We start from the raw sequence: 13,778 nt of genomic DNA, 5'->3' as shown, positions 1-13,778 counted from the left end.
ACTCGACCAACTACGCCTTCACGTCGGACCTCACCTTCACCGCGCAGCCCGACGAGGTGGCGCGCTTCTATGCGGCGTCGTGGAAGTGACGGTGATGGCCGCCGCTGCGCGACCGGCCCCCTCTCCCGTGCGGGAGAGGGTTGGGGTGAGGGGTGCGACCTCTCCGGAAAGTTCTCATCCCTCACCCTGTCCCTCTCCCGAACGGGAGAGGGGACCCGCGATCCGTCCGGATCCCGCCACCACCAACCGATCCGTCGCCGATCTCCAGAAAGGAGCCTGAGCCATGCTGGCGTTCACGGTCCGGCGCATCCTGGTCGCCCTGGCGGTGGCGTTCACGGTCTCGGTGGCGAGCTTCCTGCTCCTCCACCTCTCGGGTGACCTCGCCACCGCGATCGCCGGACCCGAGGCCACCGGCCCGCAGATCGCCCAGATCCGCCAGGATTACGGGCTGGACCAGCCGATGCTCACCCAGTTCCTCACCTGGGGCTGGCGGGCGCTGCATCTCGACTTCGGCAACTCCTTCTACTTCCGCGAGAGCGTGATCGACCTGCTGGCCGCCCGCCTGCCGATCACCCTGTATCTCGGCTTCATCGCGCTCGCCGTGGCGCTGTTCGTGGCGATCCCGCTGGGCGTCGTCGCCGCCGTCAAGCGAGACACTTGGATCGACCGGACGGCGCTCGCCGTCTCGGTGCTCGGTCAGGCGATGCCGAGCTTCTGGTTCGGCCTGACGCTGATCCTGATCTTTTCCGTGAATCTCCGCTGGCTGCCGGTCTCGGGCAACGCCGGTTGGCAGAACTTCGTCCTGCCCGCGGTGGCGCTCGGCTATTACGCGATGCCGGCGGTGATGCGACTGACCCGCAACGGCATGCTGGAGGTGCTGGCCTCCGACTATGTCCGCACCGCCCGCGCCAAGGGACTGCCGCCCCGGAAGATTCTGGTGCGCCACGCCCTGCGCAATGCCGTCATCCCGGTGATCGCCCTGTCGGCGGTGCAGTTCGGCTTCATGCTCGGCGGCTCGATCGTGATCGAGGCGGTGTTCTCGCTCCAGGGCCTCGGGCAGCTCGCCTGGGAATCCATCGCCCGCAACGACTTCCCCGTCGTCCAGGCGATCGTGCTGGTTCTGGCCATGATCTACATCGGCCTGACGCTCGCCGCCGACCTGCTGAACGCCTTCCTCGATCCGCGCCTGCGCCAAGCGTGAGGATGGAGCCCGCCATGAGCCTCCCCCCCGATACGGCGGCGCTCGCCGCCCCGGCCCTGCCCCCGGACGTGCCGATCGCCCTGGCGCCGGTACCCTCCCCCACCCGGTTGATCCTGCGGCGGGGCCTGCGCCACACCGGCTTCCTGATCGGGGCCGGGATCCTCGGGCTGATCGTGCTGGCAGCTTTGGCCGCGCCGCTCGTCGCCCCGCACGACCCCTACGCGCAGGACGTGTCCCGCCGCCTGATCCCGCCGATCTGGCTGGCCAAGGGCACCTGGGACCACGTGCTCGGCACCGACAAGCTCGGCCGCGATTATCTCAGCCGCCTGCTCTACGGCGGCCAGATCTCCCTGCTGATCGGCCTCTCGGCGGCGTTGATCTCCGGGTTCATCGGCACGGTGCTGGGGCTCTGCGCCGGTTATTTCGGCGGCTGGGTCGATTCGGTGGTGAGCTACATCGTGACCACCCGGCTCGCCATGCCGGTGGTGCTGGTGGCGCTCGCCATGGCGGCCCTTGTTGGCGGCTCCCTGAAGGTGGTGGTGCTGGTGCTGGGCTTCCTGCTCTGGGACCGCTTCGCCGTGGTGACGCGCGCCGCCACCCAGCAGATCCGCAACCAGGATTTCGTCAGCGCGGCGCGGGCTGTCGGGCTCTCGGACCTGCGCATCATCGGCCAGGAAATCCTGCCCAACATCATGAACGCGTTGATCGTCGTGGCGACCCTGGAGATGGCCCACGCGATCCTGCTGGAGGCCGCCCTGTCGTTCCTCGGCCTCGGCGTGCAGCCGCCCCTGCCCTCTTGGGGCCTGATGATCGCCGAGGGCAAGCAGTACATGTTCTTCCAGCCCTGGGTGATCACCATTCCGGGCGTGGCGCTCCTCCTCCTCGTGCTGGCGATCAACCTCCTGGGGGATGGCCTGCGCGACATCACGGCGCCCGAGGCGCGCCACTGACGATGCCCTCCGGCGAGGATCCGGGCGGCACGGCACCAGAATGTTTCACGGGAAACACACCATGACGCGAGACGCCGCCATCGCGCGCGCCACTGACAGCTTCGACTCGGGCGCGTTCCTCGCACGCCTGCGGGAGGCGGTGGCGATGCCCACCGAGAGCCAGGCCCCCGGCCAGGAAGCAGCGCTCCGCGCCTATCTCGACGCCTTCATCACGCCGCTTGTCGCCCGCCTCGGCTTCGCAGCCCCAAAAGTCTTCGACAACCCGGATGGCGTGCACGGGCCGTTCCTGGTCGCCGAGCGGCACGAGGGCGCGGATCTGCCGACCGTGCTGATCTACGGCCACGGCGACACGGTGCGGGGCTACCCTGAGCAGTGGCGGGAGGGCCTCGGCCCCTGGGAGATCGTGGTCGAGGGCGACCGCTGGTACGGCCGCGGCACCGCCGACAACAAGGGCCAGCACGTCATCAACCTCGCGGCGCTGGAGCAGGTGATCGCGGCCCGCGAAGGGCATCTGGGCTTCAACGTGAAGCTGCTGATCGAGATGGGCGAGGAATCCGGCTCCCCGGGTCTGCGGCCGTTCTGCCGCGCGCAGGCCGAGGCGCTGCGTTCCGACGTGCTGATCGCCTCGGACGGACCGCGGCTCAACGGCGAGCGCCCGACCCTCTTCCTGGGCTCCCGCGGCGCCTACAATTTCGAGCTGAACCTCGATCTGCGGGAAGGCCCGCACCATTCCGGCAATTGGGGCGGGCTGCTGCGCAACCCCGGCACCGTGCTGGCCTCGGCAATCGCCTCGATGGTCGATGCCCGCGGCAGCATCCTGGTGGACGCCCTGCGGCCGCCGCCAATCCCCGAGGGCGTGCGCGCGGCGCTCGCCGACATCCGCGTCGGCGAGGACCCGACCGCGCCCACGATCGACACCGACTGGGGCGAGCCGAGCCTGACGCCGGCCGAGCGGGTCTTCGCCTGGAACACGCTGGAGGTGCTGGCCTTCAAGACCGGCGATCCGGACGGGCCGCTCAACGCCGTGCCGCCCCACGCCAAGGCGACCCTGCAGCTGCGCTTCGTGGTCGGCACCGACTGGCAGAATCTCATCCAGAACGTGCGCACCCATCTCGACGCGCACGGCTTCCCGATGATCGAGGTCAGGCCGGCCCGCGCCGCAGAGGTGTTTCAGGCGACACGGTTGCCCGTGGAAGACCCCTGGGTCGAGTGGGCCCTGGAGTCGATCGAGGCCAGTTCCGGCAAAAAACCGGCGCTGCTGCCGAACCTCGGCGGCTCACTGCCGAACGACGCCTTCTCGGAGATTCTGGGGCTGCCGACCCTGTGGGTGCCGCATTCCTACCCGGCCTGCCGCCAGCACGGTCCGGACGAGCACATGCTCGCCTCCGGCACCCGGGAGGGCCTGGCGATCATGGCCGGTCTGTTCTGGGATCTGGCCGAGGCCGGACCCGACATCCTCCGCCGCCGCACCGCGAGGGCCTGAATCATGAGCGAGTCGGTCGTTCGCATCCGCGATCTGACGATCGCGCTCCCCAAGGGCGCCGACCGCCCGCACGCGGTCGAGGGCTTGAACCTCGACCTGGAAGCCGGGAAAATCCTGTGCGTGGTCGGGGAATCGGGCTCCGGCAAGTCGATGAGCGCCTACGCGCTGACCGGCCTCCTGCCGCGGGCGCTGAAACCGACGGCCGGGTCGATCCTGTTCGAGGGCCGGGATCTCCTGACCCTCGACGAGCCCGCGTGGCGCGCCCTGCGGGGCCGGCGCATCGCCATGGTGTTCCAGGAGCCGATGACGGCGCTGAACCCGGTGATGCGGATCGGCGACCAGATCGCCGAGATGTTCGAAGCCCACAACCTGCTCACCCGCAGCGAGCGCTGGGCCCGGGTGGAGGCGCTCGCCACCGAGGTCGGGCTGCCGAACCCCCAGGAGGCGGTGCGGGCCTACCCGCACCAGCTCTCCGGCGGCCAGCGGCAGCGGGCGATGATCGCCATGGCTCTGGCGCTGGAGCCGTCTGTGCTGGTCGCCGACGAGCCGACCACGGCGCTGGACGTCACCACCCAGGCCCAGATCCTCCGGCTGATCCGCGACCTGCAGCAGAAGCGTGGGATGAGCGTCCTGTTCATCACCCACGATTTCGGCGTGGTGGCGGAGATCGCCGACCACGTGGCGGTGCTCCAGCGCGGGCGGCTGGTGGAATCCGGCACCGCCGAGGCCGTGCTGCGCAATCCGCAGGCGCCCTACACCAAGGCGTTGCTCGCCGCAGTCCCCAGCCTCACGCCGCCGGCGCGCCCACCCCTGGCGGCGGCCCCGGTCGCCCTTACGGTGAGCGGCCTGTCCAAGACCTATGCGGGACGCTCCGGCCTGTTCGGCAAGCCGCGAATCGTGGCGGCGGTCAAAGAGGTCTCCTTCGATGTCCGCCGCGGTGAGACTCTCGGCATCGTCGGCGAGTCCGGCTCCGGCAAGTCGACCACGGCGCGACTCGCCATCCGGCTGATCGAGCCCGACGGCGGCACAGTCCGGCTCGGCGACCTCGACTACACAGCCCTCGGGAAGGCCGAATTGCGCGACAAGCGCACTCGCATCCAGATGATCTTTCAGGATCCGTTCGCGTCCCTGAACCCGCGCCGCACCGTGGAACAGATCATCACGGCGGGCCCGATCGCCCACGGGGTCCCGGCCGCGGAGGCGCGGGAGCGGGCGCGCAGCCTCCTCGACCTCGTCGGCCTCGATCCCAAGGCCGCCGCCCGCTACCCGAACGCCTTCTCGGGCGGGCAGCGCCAGCGCATCGGCATCGCCCGGGCGCTCGCCATGGAGCCGGACGTGCTGGTGGCCGACGAGGCGGTCTCGGCGCTCGACGTCTCGGTCCAGCGGCAGGTGCTGGACCTGCTGGAGGACCTGAAGCAGCGCCTGTCGCTTGCGATGCTATTCATCACCCACGACCTGCGGGTGGCGGCCACGATCTGCGACCGGATCGCCGTGATGCATCGGGGCGCCATCGTGGAGATGCGCGGCACCGCCGAGCTGTTCGCGGCGCCGGAGCACGCTTATACGCGCAGCCTGCTGGCGGCTGTCCCGGGCACACACGTGTCCTGAGCGCCTCTCAGGCCAAAATCGGGCCCATCTGGGACGCTGAGACAAGTTTTTTGGACAGCGTTGCCCTGTCGGGAATCAGGCCTTTCGGTAGGATGGCGTCGTGTCGAGGGTCGAGCGCCCCCGGCGGATCCTCGGCCGAACCCGCTATCCGTCCACGCTCGCACTTCGAATGCGGCCGGGATTCTTTCAGCGTGTCCATTTCAGACCAGCCCGACGATATCCGGCGATCCGCCAAGCGCGCCCTGCCGGAAGTGCCGCCCGCGTTGCGCCGCGGGGCCGACAAACGGGTCACGCGCTGGATCGGCGCGGGTCAACGCAAGGTGGCACAGTCCGATGCGGAGCCCGCGGACCCGGTGACGCCGGGTGAAGTCATCAAGCTGAGTTGGGCCGATACCTTCGGTCGGCCCGCACGCCCCGATCTCGGTCGGTGGTTCCGGTCCGATCCGATGACCGCGCAGGTGCTGCCGTTCCGGAGCAGAGCGGATCGACAGACCGTAGCGCGGCGGGACACCGATCAGCCGTTCGTACCCGTCCGGCGCTGATCGACCCGGCCGCCGGGGACACCGAGGCCGATCGCCTTCGCGAGCGCTGAGCGCTGAGCGGCATAGCCAGGAGCCGTCATCGGGTAATCCTCCGGCAGGCCGTAGCGCTCCCGGTACTGCTCGGGCGTCAAGCCGTGGGCGGTGAGATGGCGCTTCAGGGTCTTGTAGGACCGCCCGTCGATGAAGCTGGTGATACCGTCCTGCTGGACCGACTTGCGGATCTGCGCAGGCGTCGGCTGCTCGACCGGCTGCGCGGCCTCAACGGTGCGCGGGCCGCCGAGATTGTTCAGCGCCGCATGCACGCCCGCCATCAGCTCGGGCAGTGCGGTCGGCGGGACGGGATTGTTCGAGACATAAGCCGCAACGATTTCGGCAGCGAGCTTGACGCGCTCGAGGGCGGACTCTGGATTTCTTTCGGGCACAGCGCGGGTCCGATCAAAGCTTTCAAGGGTGGCGTCGTAGGTTCCAAAAGCAAAACCCATGCTTGTGTCAAGACGGTCTTGACCAAGATCTTGCCGATGAGAAAGAATTTTAATTCATCCTGGCAGATATCCAGCCCCTAATAAGGTTATTCTCAACCGGTTCAACCACAAATCGAGGCTACTTATAGCATCATCGTTCGTCACTGACGCCCAATATCGTCTCGGCCTGTGCGCGGATCATTTTTTACGGGATGAGACCATTTCGGACCGCGACGGATGTCTGAAGTGTGGATAGCGAATCACGGTCGTTCGAGCGGCGCAGTCGATCGGACTTCGCGCGGTGGTGGGATCGGCCGGGGATCGCACCGCGCGATGACGCGCGGATCTGCTCCTGGGAAAGCTCGGGCGCGGCAGCATCGCCGCTGCGGCCCGCACAGTCGCACGCGCAGGCCGAGACCCGGTGCGACACGCCGGGCCTGCGTCGCAGTGCGGAAGCCGCTCCGGCGGAACGCCTTCTGCCGGGACCGGTTTATCTCAGGCGTGCATGCTCAGGCCTGCATGCCCCAGCGCCGGATGGTGCGGGCTTCGATGGTCTGGAAGATCAGGTTCTCGACCACCAAGCCGATCAGGATCACGGTCAGCAGCCCGGCGAACACGTTGGGGATGTCGAGCATGTTCTTGTTCTCGAAGATGAACCACCCCAGCCCTCCCGAGCCCGAGGACACGCCGAAGACCAGCTCGGCCGCGATCAGCGTGCGCCACGCGAAGGCCCAGCCCACCTTCAGGCCCGTCAGGATGGCCGGGAACGCCGCCGGGATCAGGATCTTGCCGATCAGCCGCGGGCCCGAGAGCCCGTAATTGCGCCCCACCATCGTCAGCGTCCGGCTTACCGACAGGAAGCCCGAATGGGTGTTGAGCGCGATCGCCCAGGTCACCGAATGCACCAGCACGAAGATCAGGCTGCCATTGCCGAGGCCGAACCAGATCAGCGCCAGCGGCAGCAGCGCGATCGCCGGCAGCGGGTTGAACATGGCGGTCAGCGTCTCCAGCACATCCGTGCCCACCCGCGTGGCGATGGCGAGCCCCGTCAGCACGCTCGCCAGCGCGACCCCGGCGGCGTAGCCCATCAGCAGCACCTGCAGCGACGACCAGGCGCGGGCCGGCAACGTGCCATCCATGATGCCTCGGAAGAAGGCTTCGACGGTGGCCGAGAAGGTCGGGAACAGGAGGTCGTTGTCGAGGTAGCGGCCATAGACCTCCCAGATTCCCGCCAGCACGGCCAGGATCATCAGCTTGCGCAGCCAGCCCTGGTTGTAGAGCCGCTCGAGGATCGACAGCGGCTTCTCCACCACCGGCGCAGCCGTCCCGTCCCGGGCCGGCCCGAGCGTGTGGACGATCTCGGGCCGTGCCGAGGGCGCCCGGTGGACGGGCGGCGGGGCAGCAGCCGGCGGGTCGGCGAGGGCGCTAGACATTCTCGGCCTCCGGAATCGCCTCGGAAAACAGCATCTGCTGGATGCGATTCTCCAGGCGCAACGCCGCCTCGGGGGTGTCGGCGCTGTTGAGCTCGGCCTTGACCTCGCCCGGGTGGGGCGACAGCAGCAGGATGCGCGCGCCGATCTTGATCGCTTCCGGGATCGAGTGGGTCACGAACAGCACGGTGAAGCGCGTGCCCTCCCACAGGGCCAGAAGCTCGTCCTGCATGCGCCGGCGCGTGAGCGCGTCGAGCGCCGCGAACGGCTCGTCCATGAGCAGGATGTCGGGCTCCATCGCCATGCCGCGGGCGATGGCCACGCGCTGCTTCATGCCGCCCGACAGCGTGTGCGGGTAGCTGTCGGCGAAGCGGGTCAGGTTGACCTTGTCGATGTACAGGTCCGCCCGCTCGCGCGCGGCCTTGCCGGTCAGCCGGCCGGAGGCTTCGAGTGCGAACACGACGTTCTGGCGCACCGTCTTCCAGGGTAGGAGCTGGTCGAATTCCTGGAACACCATCATCCGGTCGGGCCCGGGCTGGGTGACCGGCCGGCCCTTGAGGCGGATCTCGCCCTCGGTGGGGGCCATGTAGCCGCCCACGGCCTTCAGCAGCGTCGACTTCCCGCAACCCGAAGGGCCCAGCAGCACGAACCGGTCCCCGGGAAACACCCGGAAGCTCACCCGGTAGGTCGCCGTTACCAGATGGTCCCGCGTCTTGTACCGAAGCGTGACCCCGTCCACCTCCAGAAGAGGTCGATCCGTATCCATCCATCCTCCCGGGCGCCGCGGCTTGGTGCGCGTTTCGCTGAGGGCTCCACGATGGCCTGGCCCTCACGGGAAAGTGTATCGGTGCGCCGAAGAGGCTGTAAAGGCCGTTATTTTGTATGTAACAGGACCGATATCCTAGTTACGCCGGATGCCACCACCGGCCCTTGAGCACGACGCCCTCGGCGGTGATCCGCTGCGCGCCGGTCATGTGCTCGCCGCGTGTGTCGACGTAGTCGAATGCACCGTCCCGGACTGCCAGCACGGTGGCATCGCCGAGCGCGCCGACCTTCAGGGTGCCGTACTCCATCCGCTTCACCGCCACGGCGGCGTTCACCGTGGAGGCGGCGATCACGTCGGTGAGGCTCATGCCGAGGCAGAGCATCTTGGACATGGTGGTGACCTGATCGAAGGCCGGCCCGTCGATGCAGAGCTGGTGCACGTCCGACGAGATCGTATCGGGCAGGAAGCCGCCCGCCATCATGGCCCGCGCCGTCTTGAACGCGAACGAGCCCTTGCCGTGGCCGATGTCGAACAGCACGCCCCGGGCGCGGGCCTCGCGCAAGGCGGGCTTCACGGCGCCTTGGGCGGTCACCGGGGAATTGGGGAACGGCCGGAAGGCGTGGGTCAGCACGTCTCCGGGGCGGAGCATGGCCAGCACCTCCTCGTAGCTCGGCGGCGGCTCGTCGATATGGGCCATCAGCGGCAGCCCGGTTTCCTCCGCCACCTGAAGCGCGATGCCGAGCGGCGCGGTGCCCTGGTCGCCCGAGGAATTGCGCCCGACCCGGACCTTGATGCCGATGATCACGTCCCGGTTGGCCTCGGCGACCTCGACGGCCTCGCGGGGCGCCATGAGGCGCGGATCCTGGCTCTCACCGACCATGATGGTCTTCGAGAACGCGTAGATGCCCGCGAAGGAGACGTGCAGGTAGGCGAGGATCCGCGCCTCCGAGCGGTCGATGACGTGCTTGCGGAAGCCGGCGAAGTTGCCGGGCCCGGCGCTGCCGGTATCGACCGACGTGGTGACCCCGGAGGTCCGGCAGAATTCGTCGGCGTCGATGCCGATCGAGGTACCGCCCCAATAGACATGGGTGTGGAGGTCGATCAGGCCGGGCGTCACGATCGCACCGGCCATGTCGCGCACCTGCGTGCCCGGACCGGCCGGGAGGTCGCGGCCGAAGCCCGAGACCCGGCCACCCGCGAAGGCGACATCGCAGAGGCCGTCATGGTTCTGCGACGGGTCGATGACCCGTGCGCCCTTCAGGATAAGGTCGTGCTGCACGTCTGGCTCCGGGTCAGGCTGCCTGGGCAGGCACGGCCTTGTCGTTGAGGTGGCAGGCGGCGAAATGGCCGGCGCCCACGGCATCGAGCCCGGGCACCTCGGTCCGGCAGCGGTCGAAGGCGTGCGGGCAGCGGGTGTGGAAGCGGCAGCCCGACGGCGGGTCGATCGGGCTCGGCACGTCGCCCTTGAGTACGATCCGGGTGCGCCCGGCCCCGGGCTCCGGGATCGGCACCGCCGAGAGCAGGGCCTGGGTGTAGGGGTGCTTCGGGGCCAGGAAGATGTCGCGGCGCGGGCCGATCTCGACGATCCTGCCGAGATACATCACCGCCACCCGGTGGGTCATGTGCTCGACGATCGCGAGGTCGTGCGAGATGAACAGCATCGCGAGGTCGAGTTCGCGCTGCAGGTCGCGCAGCAGGTTGACGATCTGCGCCTTCACGGAAACGTCGAGCGCCGAGACAGCCTCGTCGCAGATGATCAGGTCCGGCTCGGCGGCGAGCGCCCGGGCGATGCCGATGCGCTGGCGCTGGCCGCCCGAGAACTCGTGGGGAAAGCGCCCCAGCGCCTCCCGCGGCAGGCCGACCCGCTCCATCAGGCTGGCCAGCCGGCTCTCCAGGTCGGCCTTGTTCCGGGCGAGGCCGAAATTGTGGATCGGCTCGGCCAGGATCGCCCGCACCCGCATCCGCGGGTTCAGCGACGAGAACGGATCCTGGAACACCATCTGGATGTGCCGCCGCAGGGGCCGCAGCGTCCCGGGCGAGAGGTCGTCGATGCGCCGCCCGTCCAGCACCACCTGGCCGGCGGTGGGGGCGTAGAGGCGCATCAGCGCCTTGGCGACGGTGGACTTGCCGCAGCCGGATTCGCCGACGAGCGAGAGGGTCTCGCCGCGGGCGACCGTGAAGGACAGGCCGTCCACCGCCTTCAGCACGCGCTTGGACTGGCCGAACAGGCCGCCGCCGAGGGCGAAGTGCTTCTTGAGGTCGTTGACCTCCAGCAGGGTGCGACCGACGGGTGCGTGCGTGGCGCTCATGCCGCGAGGGCGTCCTTCGGCGCGTAGTGGCAGGCGGCGAGATGGCCTGGGGCCTTCGGCTCCAGGGCGGGGGCATAGGTGCGGCACAGGTCGGTCACGTCCGGGCAGCGGCCGGCGAAGACGCAGCCCTCGATCCGCCCCTTGAGGCTCGGCACCATGCCGGGGATCTCGGCGAGCCGTGCGTCGGCCCCGTGCTCGACCGCGCCGAGCTTCGGCACCGCCCCCATCAGGCCGCGGGTGTAGGGATGGCGCGGCGCCCGGAACAGCTCGCGGACCGGCGCCTCCTCGACCTTGCGGCCGGCATACATCACCACCACCCGGTCGGCGACTTCGGCCACCACGCCGAGATCGTGGGTGATCAGCATGATGGCGGCGCCGACCCGGGCCTTCAGGTCGCGCATCAGGTCGAGGATCTGGGCCTGGATGGTCACGTCCAGCGCCGTGGTCGGCTCGTCGGCGATCAGGAGTTTCGGCGAGCAGGCGAGCGCGATGGCGATCATCACCCGCTGGCGCATGCCGCCGGAGAGCTGGTGCGGATATTCCCGTACCCGGCGCCGCGGCTCGGGGATGCCGACCAGCGTCAGCATCTCCACGGCCCGCTCCTCGGCCTCGCGCCGGCTCAAGCCCTGGTGCAGGCGCAGGGTCTCGCCGATCTGGCGGCCGACCGTCAGGACCGGGTTCAACGAGGTCATCGGCTCCTGGAAGATCACGCTGATGTCGTTGCCGCGGATCTTGCGCATGGCGCGGTCCGGCAGATCGAGGAGGTTCTGTCCTTCGAACTTGATGGCACCGGCGATGCGGGCCGGGGGCTCGGGCAGGAGCCGCAAGATCGACATGGAGGTCACCGACTTGCCGCAGCCGGATTCGCCCACGATCGCCAGGGTCTCGCCAGACCCGATCGCGAACGAGACCCCGTCCACCGCCCGGTTGACCCCGTCGGGGGTGCGGAAATGAACCTGCAGGTTCTCGATCGACAGGAGGGGTGCGCCGCTCATCAGACGTCTTTCGCCATGCGGGGATCAAGGGCGTCGCGCAGGCCGTCGCCGACGAGGTTCACCGCCAGAACGGTGGTGGACAGGAAGATCGCCGGGAACAGGATGATGTAGAACTTCACCTGCCAGAGCGCCCGGCCCTCGGCCATGATGTTGCCCCAGGAGGGCGTCGAGGGCGGTACGCCCGCGCCGATGAACGACAGGATCGCCTCGGTGATCATCGCGGAGGCGCAGATGTAGGTCGCCTGCACGGTCATGGGCGCGAGCGTGTTGGGCAGGATATGGCGCCAGATGATCGCCGGCATCCGCGTGCCCGTGGTCACCGCCGCCTCGACATAGGGCTGCTCGCGCAGGGACAGCACCACGCCGCGCACGAGGCGGGCGACGCGCGGGATCTCCGCGATGGTGATCGCCACAATGACGTTCTGGACCGAGCCGCGGGTCAGCGCCATCAGCGCGATGGCGAGCAGGATCGGCGGAATCGACATCATGCCGTCGACGACCCGCATGACGATCCCGTCGAGCCAGCGCACCATGCCGGAGACGAGCCCGACCGCGAGCCCCGCGATCGAGGCGAGGAACGCCACCGAGAAGCCGACCAGCAGCGAGACCCGAGCCCCGTAGACCACCCGCGAGTAGACGTCGCGGCCGAGCATGTCGGTGCCGAACCAGTACTGCGCGGAGGGCATCCGGGTCCGCTTGGCCGGCGCCAGGGCGGTCGGATCGACGGTGCCGAGCCACGGTGCCAGCGCCGCCATCAGGAACACGATCAGCAACAGCAGGCCGCCGGCCACGATGGTCGGGTTGCGGCGGATATAGGTCCAGACCGGGCCCCGGCGCTTGCGCACCGGGATCACGTCCGGCAGCGGCGCCGCGATAGCGAGGCCCGGCGGCGGCGAGGCCTTTGAGAGCGTGCCGCCGGGCGGAGCACCCGCCTGCGGGGCGCGATCGGGGAAGGGCGCGACGGTCGCGGTCAATAGCGGATCCTCGGGTCGAGCACGGTGTAGAAGAGGTCGATGGCGAGGTTCACCAGCACGTAGACGAAGCTGAACAGCAGCACGACGCCCTGGATGACCGGGTAGTCGCGTCGCAGGATCGCATCGACCGTGAGCCGCCCGAGGCCGGGGATCGCGAACACCGTCTCGGTCACCACCGCGCCGCCGATCAGCAGGGCGATGCCGATGCCGATGACGGTAACGATCGGCACCGCGGCGTTCTTGAGGGCGTGGATGAACAGGACCGGGCCCTGCGACAGACCCTTGGCCCGGGCGGTGCGCACGTAATCCTGGCTCAGCACGTCGAGCATGGTGGCCCGGGTCACCCGGGCGATCAGCGCGATGTAGACGAGGCCGAGCGTCACCGCGGGCAGGATCAGGTTCGACAGCCACGGCCAGAGCCCCTGCTCGATCGGCGTGTAGCCCTGCACGGGCAGCCAGCCGAGTTCGAGGGCGAAGACGTAGGCCAGGATGTAGCCGACCACGAAGACCGGCACCGAGAAGCCCATCACGGCGAGCCCCATGACGAGGCGGTCGATCAGGCTGCCGGCCTTCCAGGCGGCGACGACGCCGAGCGGCACCGCCACCGCGATGGCGAAGACCAGGGTGACCAGCATCAGCGAGACGGTGGGCTGTACCCGCTGGCCGATCATCGTGGTGACCGGCAGGTTGGTGAAGATCGAGGTGCCGAGATCCCCGTGCAGGATCTGCCAGGACCATTCCCCGAACCGCACCAGGAAGGGCCGGTCGAGGCCGAGCGAGGCGCGGATGCGGGCGACATCCTCGGGGCTCGCCTGATCGCCCGCGATGATCGCGGCCGGATCGCCATCGGCGAAGTAGAGGAGGCTGAACACGAACAGCCCGACCACCGCCATGACCGGGATGGTGGCCAGGATGCGCCTGCCGATATAGCCGAGCATGGGTCCTCGCTATCGTGCTGGCCGGAGGGACTGAAGGGCTGGACGCATCCCCGTCTCCCCTCTGCGGGTGATGGCGTTCACATGTCTGAGTCGGGTGCCGACGCTAGCGGCCGATCGCGAC

General features: G+C 69.1%; 13 protein-coding genes. 5 read left to right on the top strand and 8 right to left on the bottom strand.

Annotated features, from left to right (window positions below; all coding sequences use genetic code 11):
• Positions 1 to 283 precede the first annotated feature (283 nt).
• From MKK84_RS16510 to MKK84_RS16490, 5 genes are all read left to right on the top strand, one after another.
• Positions 284 to 1,201: an ABC transporter permease gene (locus MKK84_RS16510; RefSeq protein WP_243921520.1), complete on the top strand. Its 918-nt coding sequence runs from the start codon at positions 284 to 286 to the stop codon at positions 1,199 to 1,201.
• A 14-nt stretch (positions 1,202 to 1,215) separates the two neighbouring features.
• On the top strand, positions 1,216 to 2,151 hold the full coding sequence (locus MKK84_RS16505; protein ID WP_243921518.1) for an ABC transporter permease: 936 nt from the start codon (positions 1,216 to 1,218) through the stop codon (positions 2,149 to 2,151).
• A 61-nt stretch (positions 2,152 to 2,212) separates the two neighbouring features.
• The gene (locus tag MKK84_RS16500; protein WP_243921516.1) at positions 2,213 to 3,634 is read left to right on the top strand and encodes a M20 family metallopeptidase; all 1,422 of its coding nucleotides are present in this window, start codon (positions 2,213 to 2,215) and stop codon (positions 3,632 to 3,634) included.
• A gap of 3 nt (positions 3,635 to 3,637) precedes the next feature.
• Positions 3,638 to 5,242: an ABC transporter ATP-binding protein gene (locus MKK84_RS16495; RefSeq protein WP_243921514.1), complete on the top strand. Its 1,605-nt coding sequence runs from the start codon at positions 3,638 to 3,640 to the stop codon at positions 5,240 to 5,242.
• 191 nt (positions 5,243 to 5,433) lie between these two features.
• On the top strand, positions 5,434 to 5,784 hold the full coding sequence (locus tag MKK84_RS16490) for a hypothetical protein (protein WP_243921512.1): 351 nt from the start codon (positions 5,434 to 5,436) through the stop codon (positions 5,782 to 5,784).
• Here the strand turns inward: MKK84_RS16490 and MKK84_RS16485 are convergent.
• The 8 genes from MKK84_RS16485 to MKK84_RS16450 form a co-directional block, all read right to left on the bottom strand.
• Positions 5,757 to 6,206, bottom strand: coding sequence for a MucR family transcriptional regulator (locus MKK84_RS16485; RefSeq protein ID WP_243921529.1), 450 nt, complete (start codon positions 6,204 to 6,206; stop codon positions 5,757 to 5,759). The two genes, MKK84_RS16490 and MKK84_RS16485, sit on opposite strands and share 28 nt — an antisense overlap.
• Before the next feature lie 548 nt (positions 6,207 to 6,754).
• The gene (locus tag MKK84_RS16480; RefSeq protein ID WP_243921510.1) at positions 6,755 to 7,678 is read right to left on the bottom strand and encodes an ABC transporter permease; all 924 of its coding nucleotides are present in this window, start codon (positions 7,676 to 7,678) and stop codon (positions 6,755 to 6,757) included.
• Complete coding sequence (locus MKK84_RS16475) at positions 7,671 to 8,441, bottom strand: ABC transporter ATP-binding protein (protein ID WP_243921508.1); 771 nt, start codon at positions 8,439 to 8,441, stop codon at positions 7,671 to 7,673. The genes MKK84_RS16480 and MKK84_RS16475 overlap by 8 nt, the downstream gene beginning before the upstream one ends.
• A gap of 139 nt (positions 8,442 to 8,580) precedes the next feature.
• Positions 8,581 to 9,720: an amidohydrolase/deacetylase family metallohydrolase gene (locus MKK84_RS16470; RefSeq protein WP_243921506.1), complete on the bottom strand. Its 1,140-nt coding sequence runs from the start codon at positions 9,718 to 9,720 to the stop codon at positions 8,581 to 8,583.
• A gap of 13 nt (positions 9,721 to 9,733) precedes the next feature.
• Positions 9,734 to 10,750, bottom strand: coding sequence for an ABC transporter ATP-binding protein (locus MKK84_RS16465; RefSeq protein ID WP_243921504.1), 1,017 nt, complete (start codon positions 10,748 to 10,750; stop codon positions 9,734 to 9,736).
• Positions 10,747 to 11,745 (bottom strand): ABC transporter ATP-binding protein, encoded by a 999-nt coding sequence (locus tag MKK84_RS16460; protein ID WP_243921502.1) that lies wholly within the window; start codon positions 11,743 to 11,745, stop codon positions 10,747 to 10,749. Before MKK84_RS16460 ends, MKK84_RS16465 begins: the two co-directional genes overlap by 4 nt.
• Entirely contained in the window at positions 11,745 to 12,719 is a 975-nt protein-coding gene (locus MKK84_RS16455) for an ABC transporter permease (protein WP_409566514.1), read from the bottom strand. The genes MKK84_RS16460 and MKK84_RS16455 overlap by 1 nt, the downstream gene beginning before the upstream one ends.
• Complete coding sequence (locus MKK84_RS16450; protein ID WP_243921500.1) at positions 12,716 to 13,657, bottom strand: ABC transporter permease; 942 nt, start codon at positions 13,655 to 13,657, stop codon at positions 12,716 to 12,718. The genes MKK84_RS16455 and MKK84_RS16450 overlap by 4 nt, the downstream gene beginning before the upstream one ends.
• Between the last annotated feature and the right edge of the window lie 121 nt (positions 13,658 to 13,778).

Origin of the sequence: Methylobacterium sp. E-065 (genome assembly GCF_022829605.1) — a bacterium.
In the GTDB taxonomy this organism is placed as follows: domain Bacteria; phylum Pseudomonadota; class Alphaproteobacteria; order Rhizobiales; family Beijerinckiaceae; genus Methylobacterium.
Note: the sequence above shows the minus strand (reverse complement) of the source record. Positions and strands in the feature narration are given on the sequence as shown.

Excerpts from the sequence above, each read along its gene's own strand:
- MKK84_RS16510 (WP_243921520.1), top strand. The coding sequence starts at position 284 with ATGCTGGCGTTCACGGTCCGGCGCATCCTGGTCGCCCTGGCGGTGGCG.
- MKK84_RS16505 (WP_243921518.1), top strand. The coding sequence starts at position 1,216 with ATGAGCCTCCCCCCCGATACGGCGGCGCTCGCCGCCCCGGCCCTGCCC.
- MKK84_RS16500 (WP_243921516.1), top strand. The coding sequence starts at position 2,213 with ATGACGCGAGACGCCGCCATCGCGCGCGCCACTGACAGCTTCGACTCG.
- MKK84_RS16495 (WP_243921514.1), top strand. The coding sequence starts at position 3,638 with ATGAGCGAGTCGGTCGTTCGCATCCGCGATCTGACGATCGCGCTCCCC.
- MKK84_RS16480 (WP_243921510.1), bottom strand. The coding sequence starts at position 7,678 with ATGTCTAGCGCCCTCGCCGACCCGCCGGCTGCTGCCCCGCCGCCCGTC.
- MKK84_RS16475 (WP_243921508.1), bottom strand. The coding sequence starts at position 8,441 with ATGGATACGGATCGACCTCTTCTGGAGGTGGACGGGGTCACGCTTCGG.
- MKK84_RS16465 (WP_243921504.1), bottom strand. The coding sequence starts at position 10,750 with ATGAGCGCCACGCACGCACCCGTCGGTCGCACCCTGCTGGAGGTCAAC.
- MKK84_RS16460 (WP_243921502.1), bottom strand. The coding sequence starts at position 11,745 with ATGAGCGGCGCACCCCTCCTGTCGATCGAGAACCTGCAGGTTCATTTC.
- MKK84_RS16450 (WP_243921500.1), bottom strand. The coding sequence starts at position 13,657 with ATGCTCGGCTATATCGGCAGGCGCATCCTGGCCACCATCCCGGTCATG.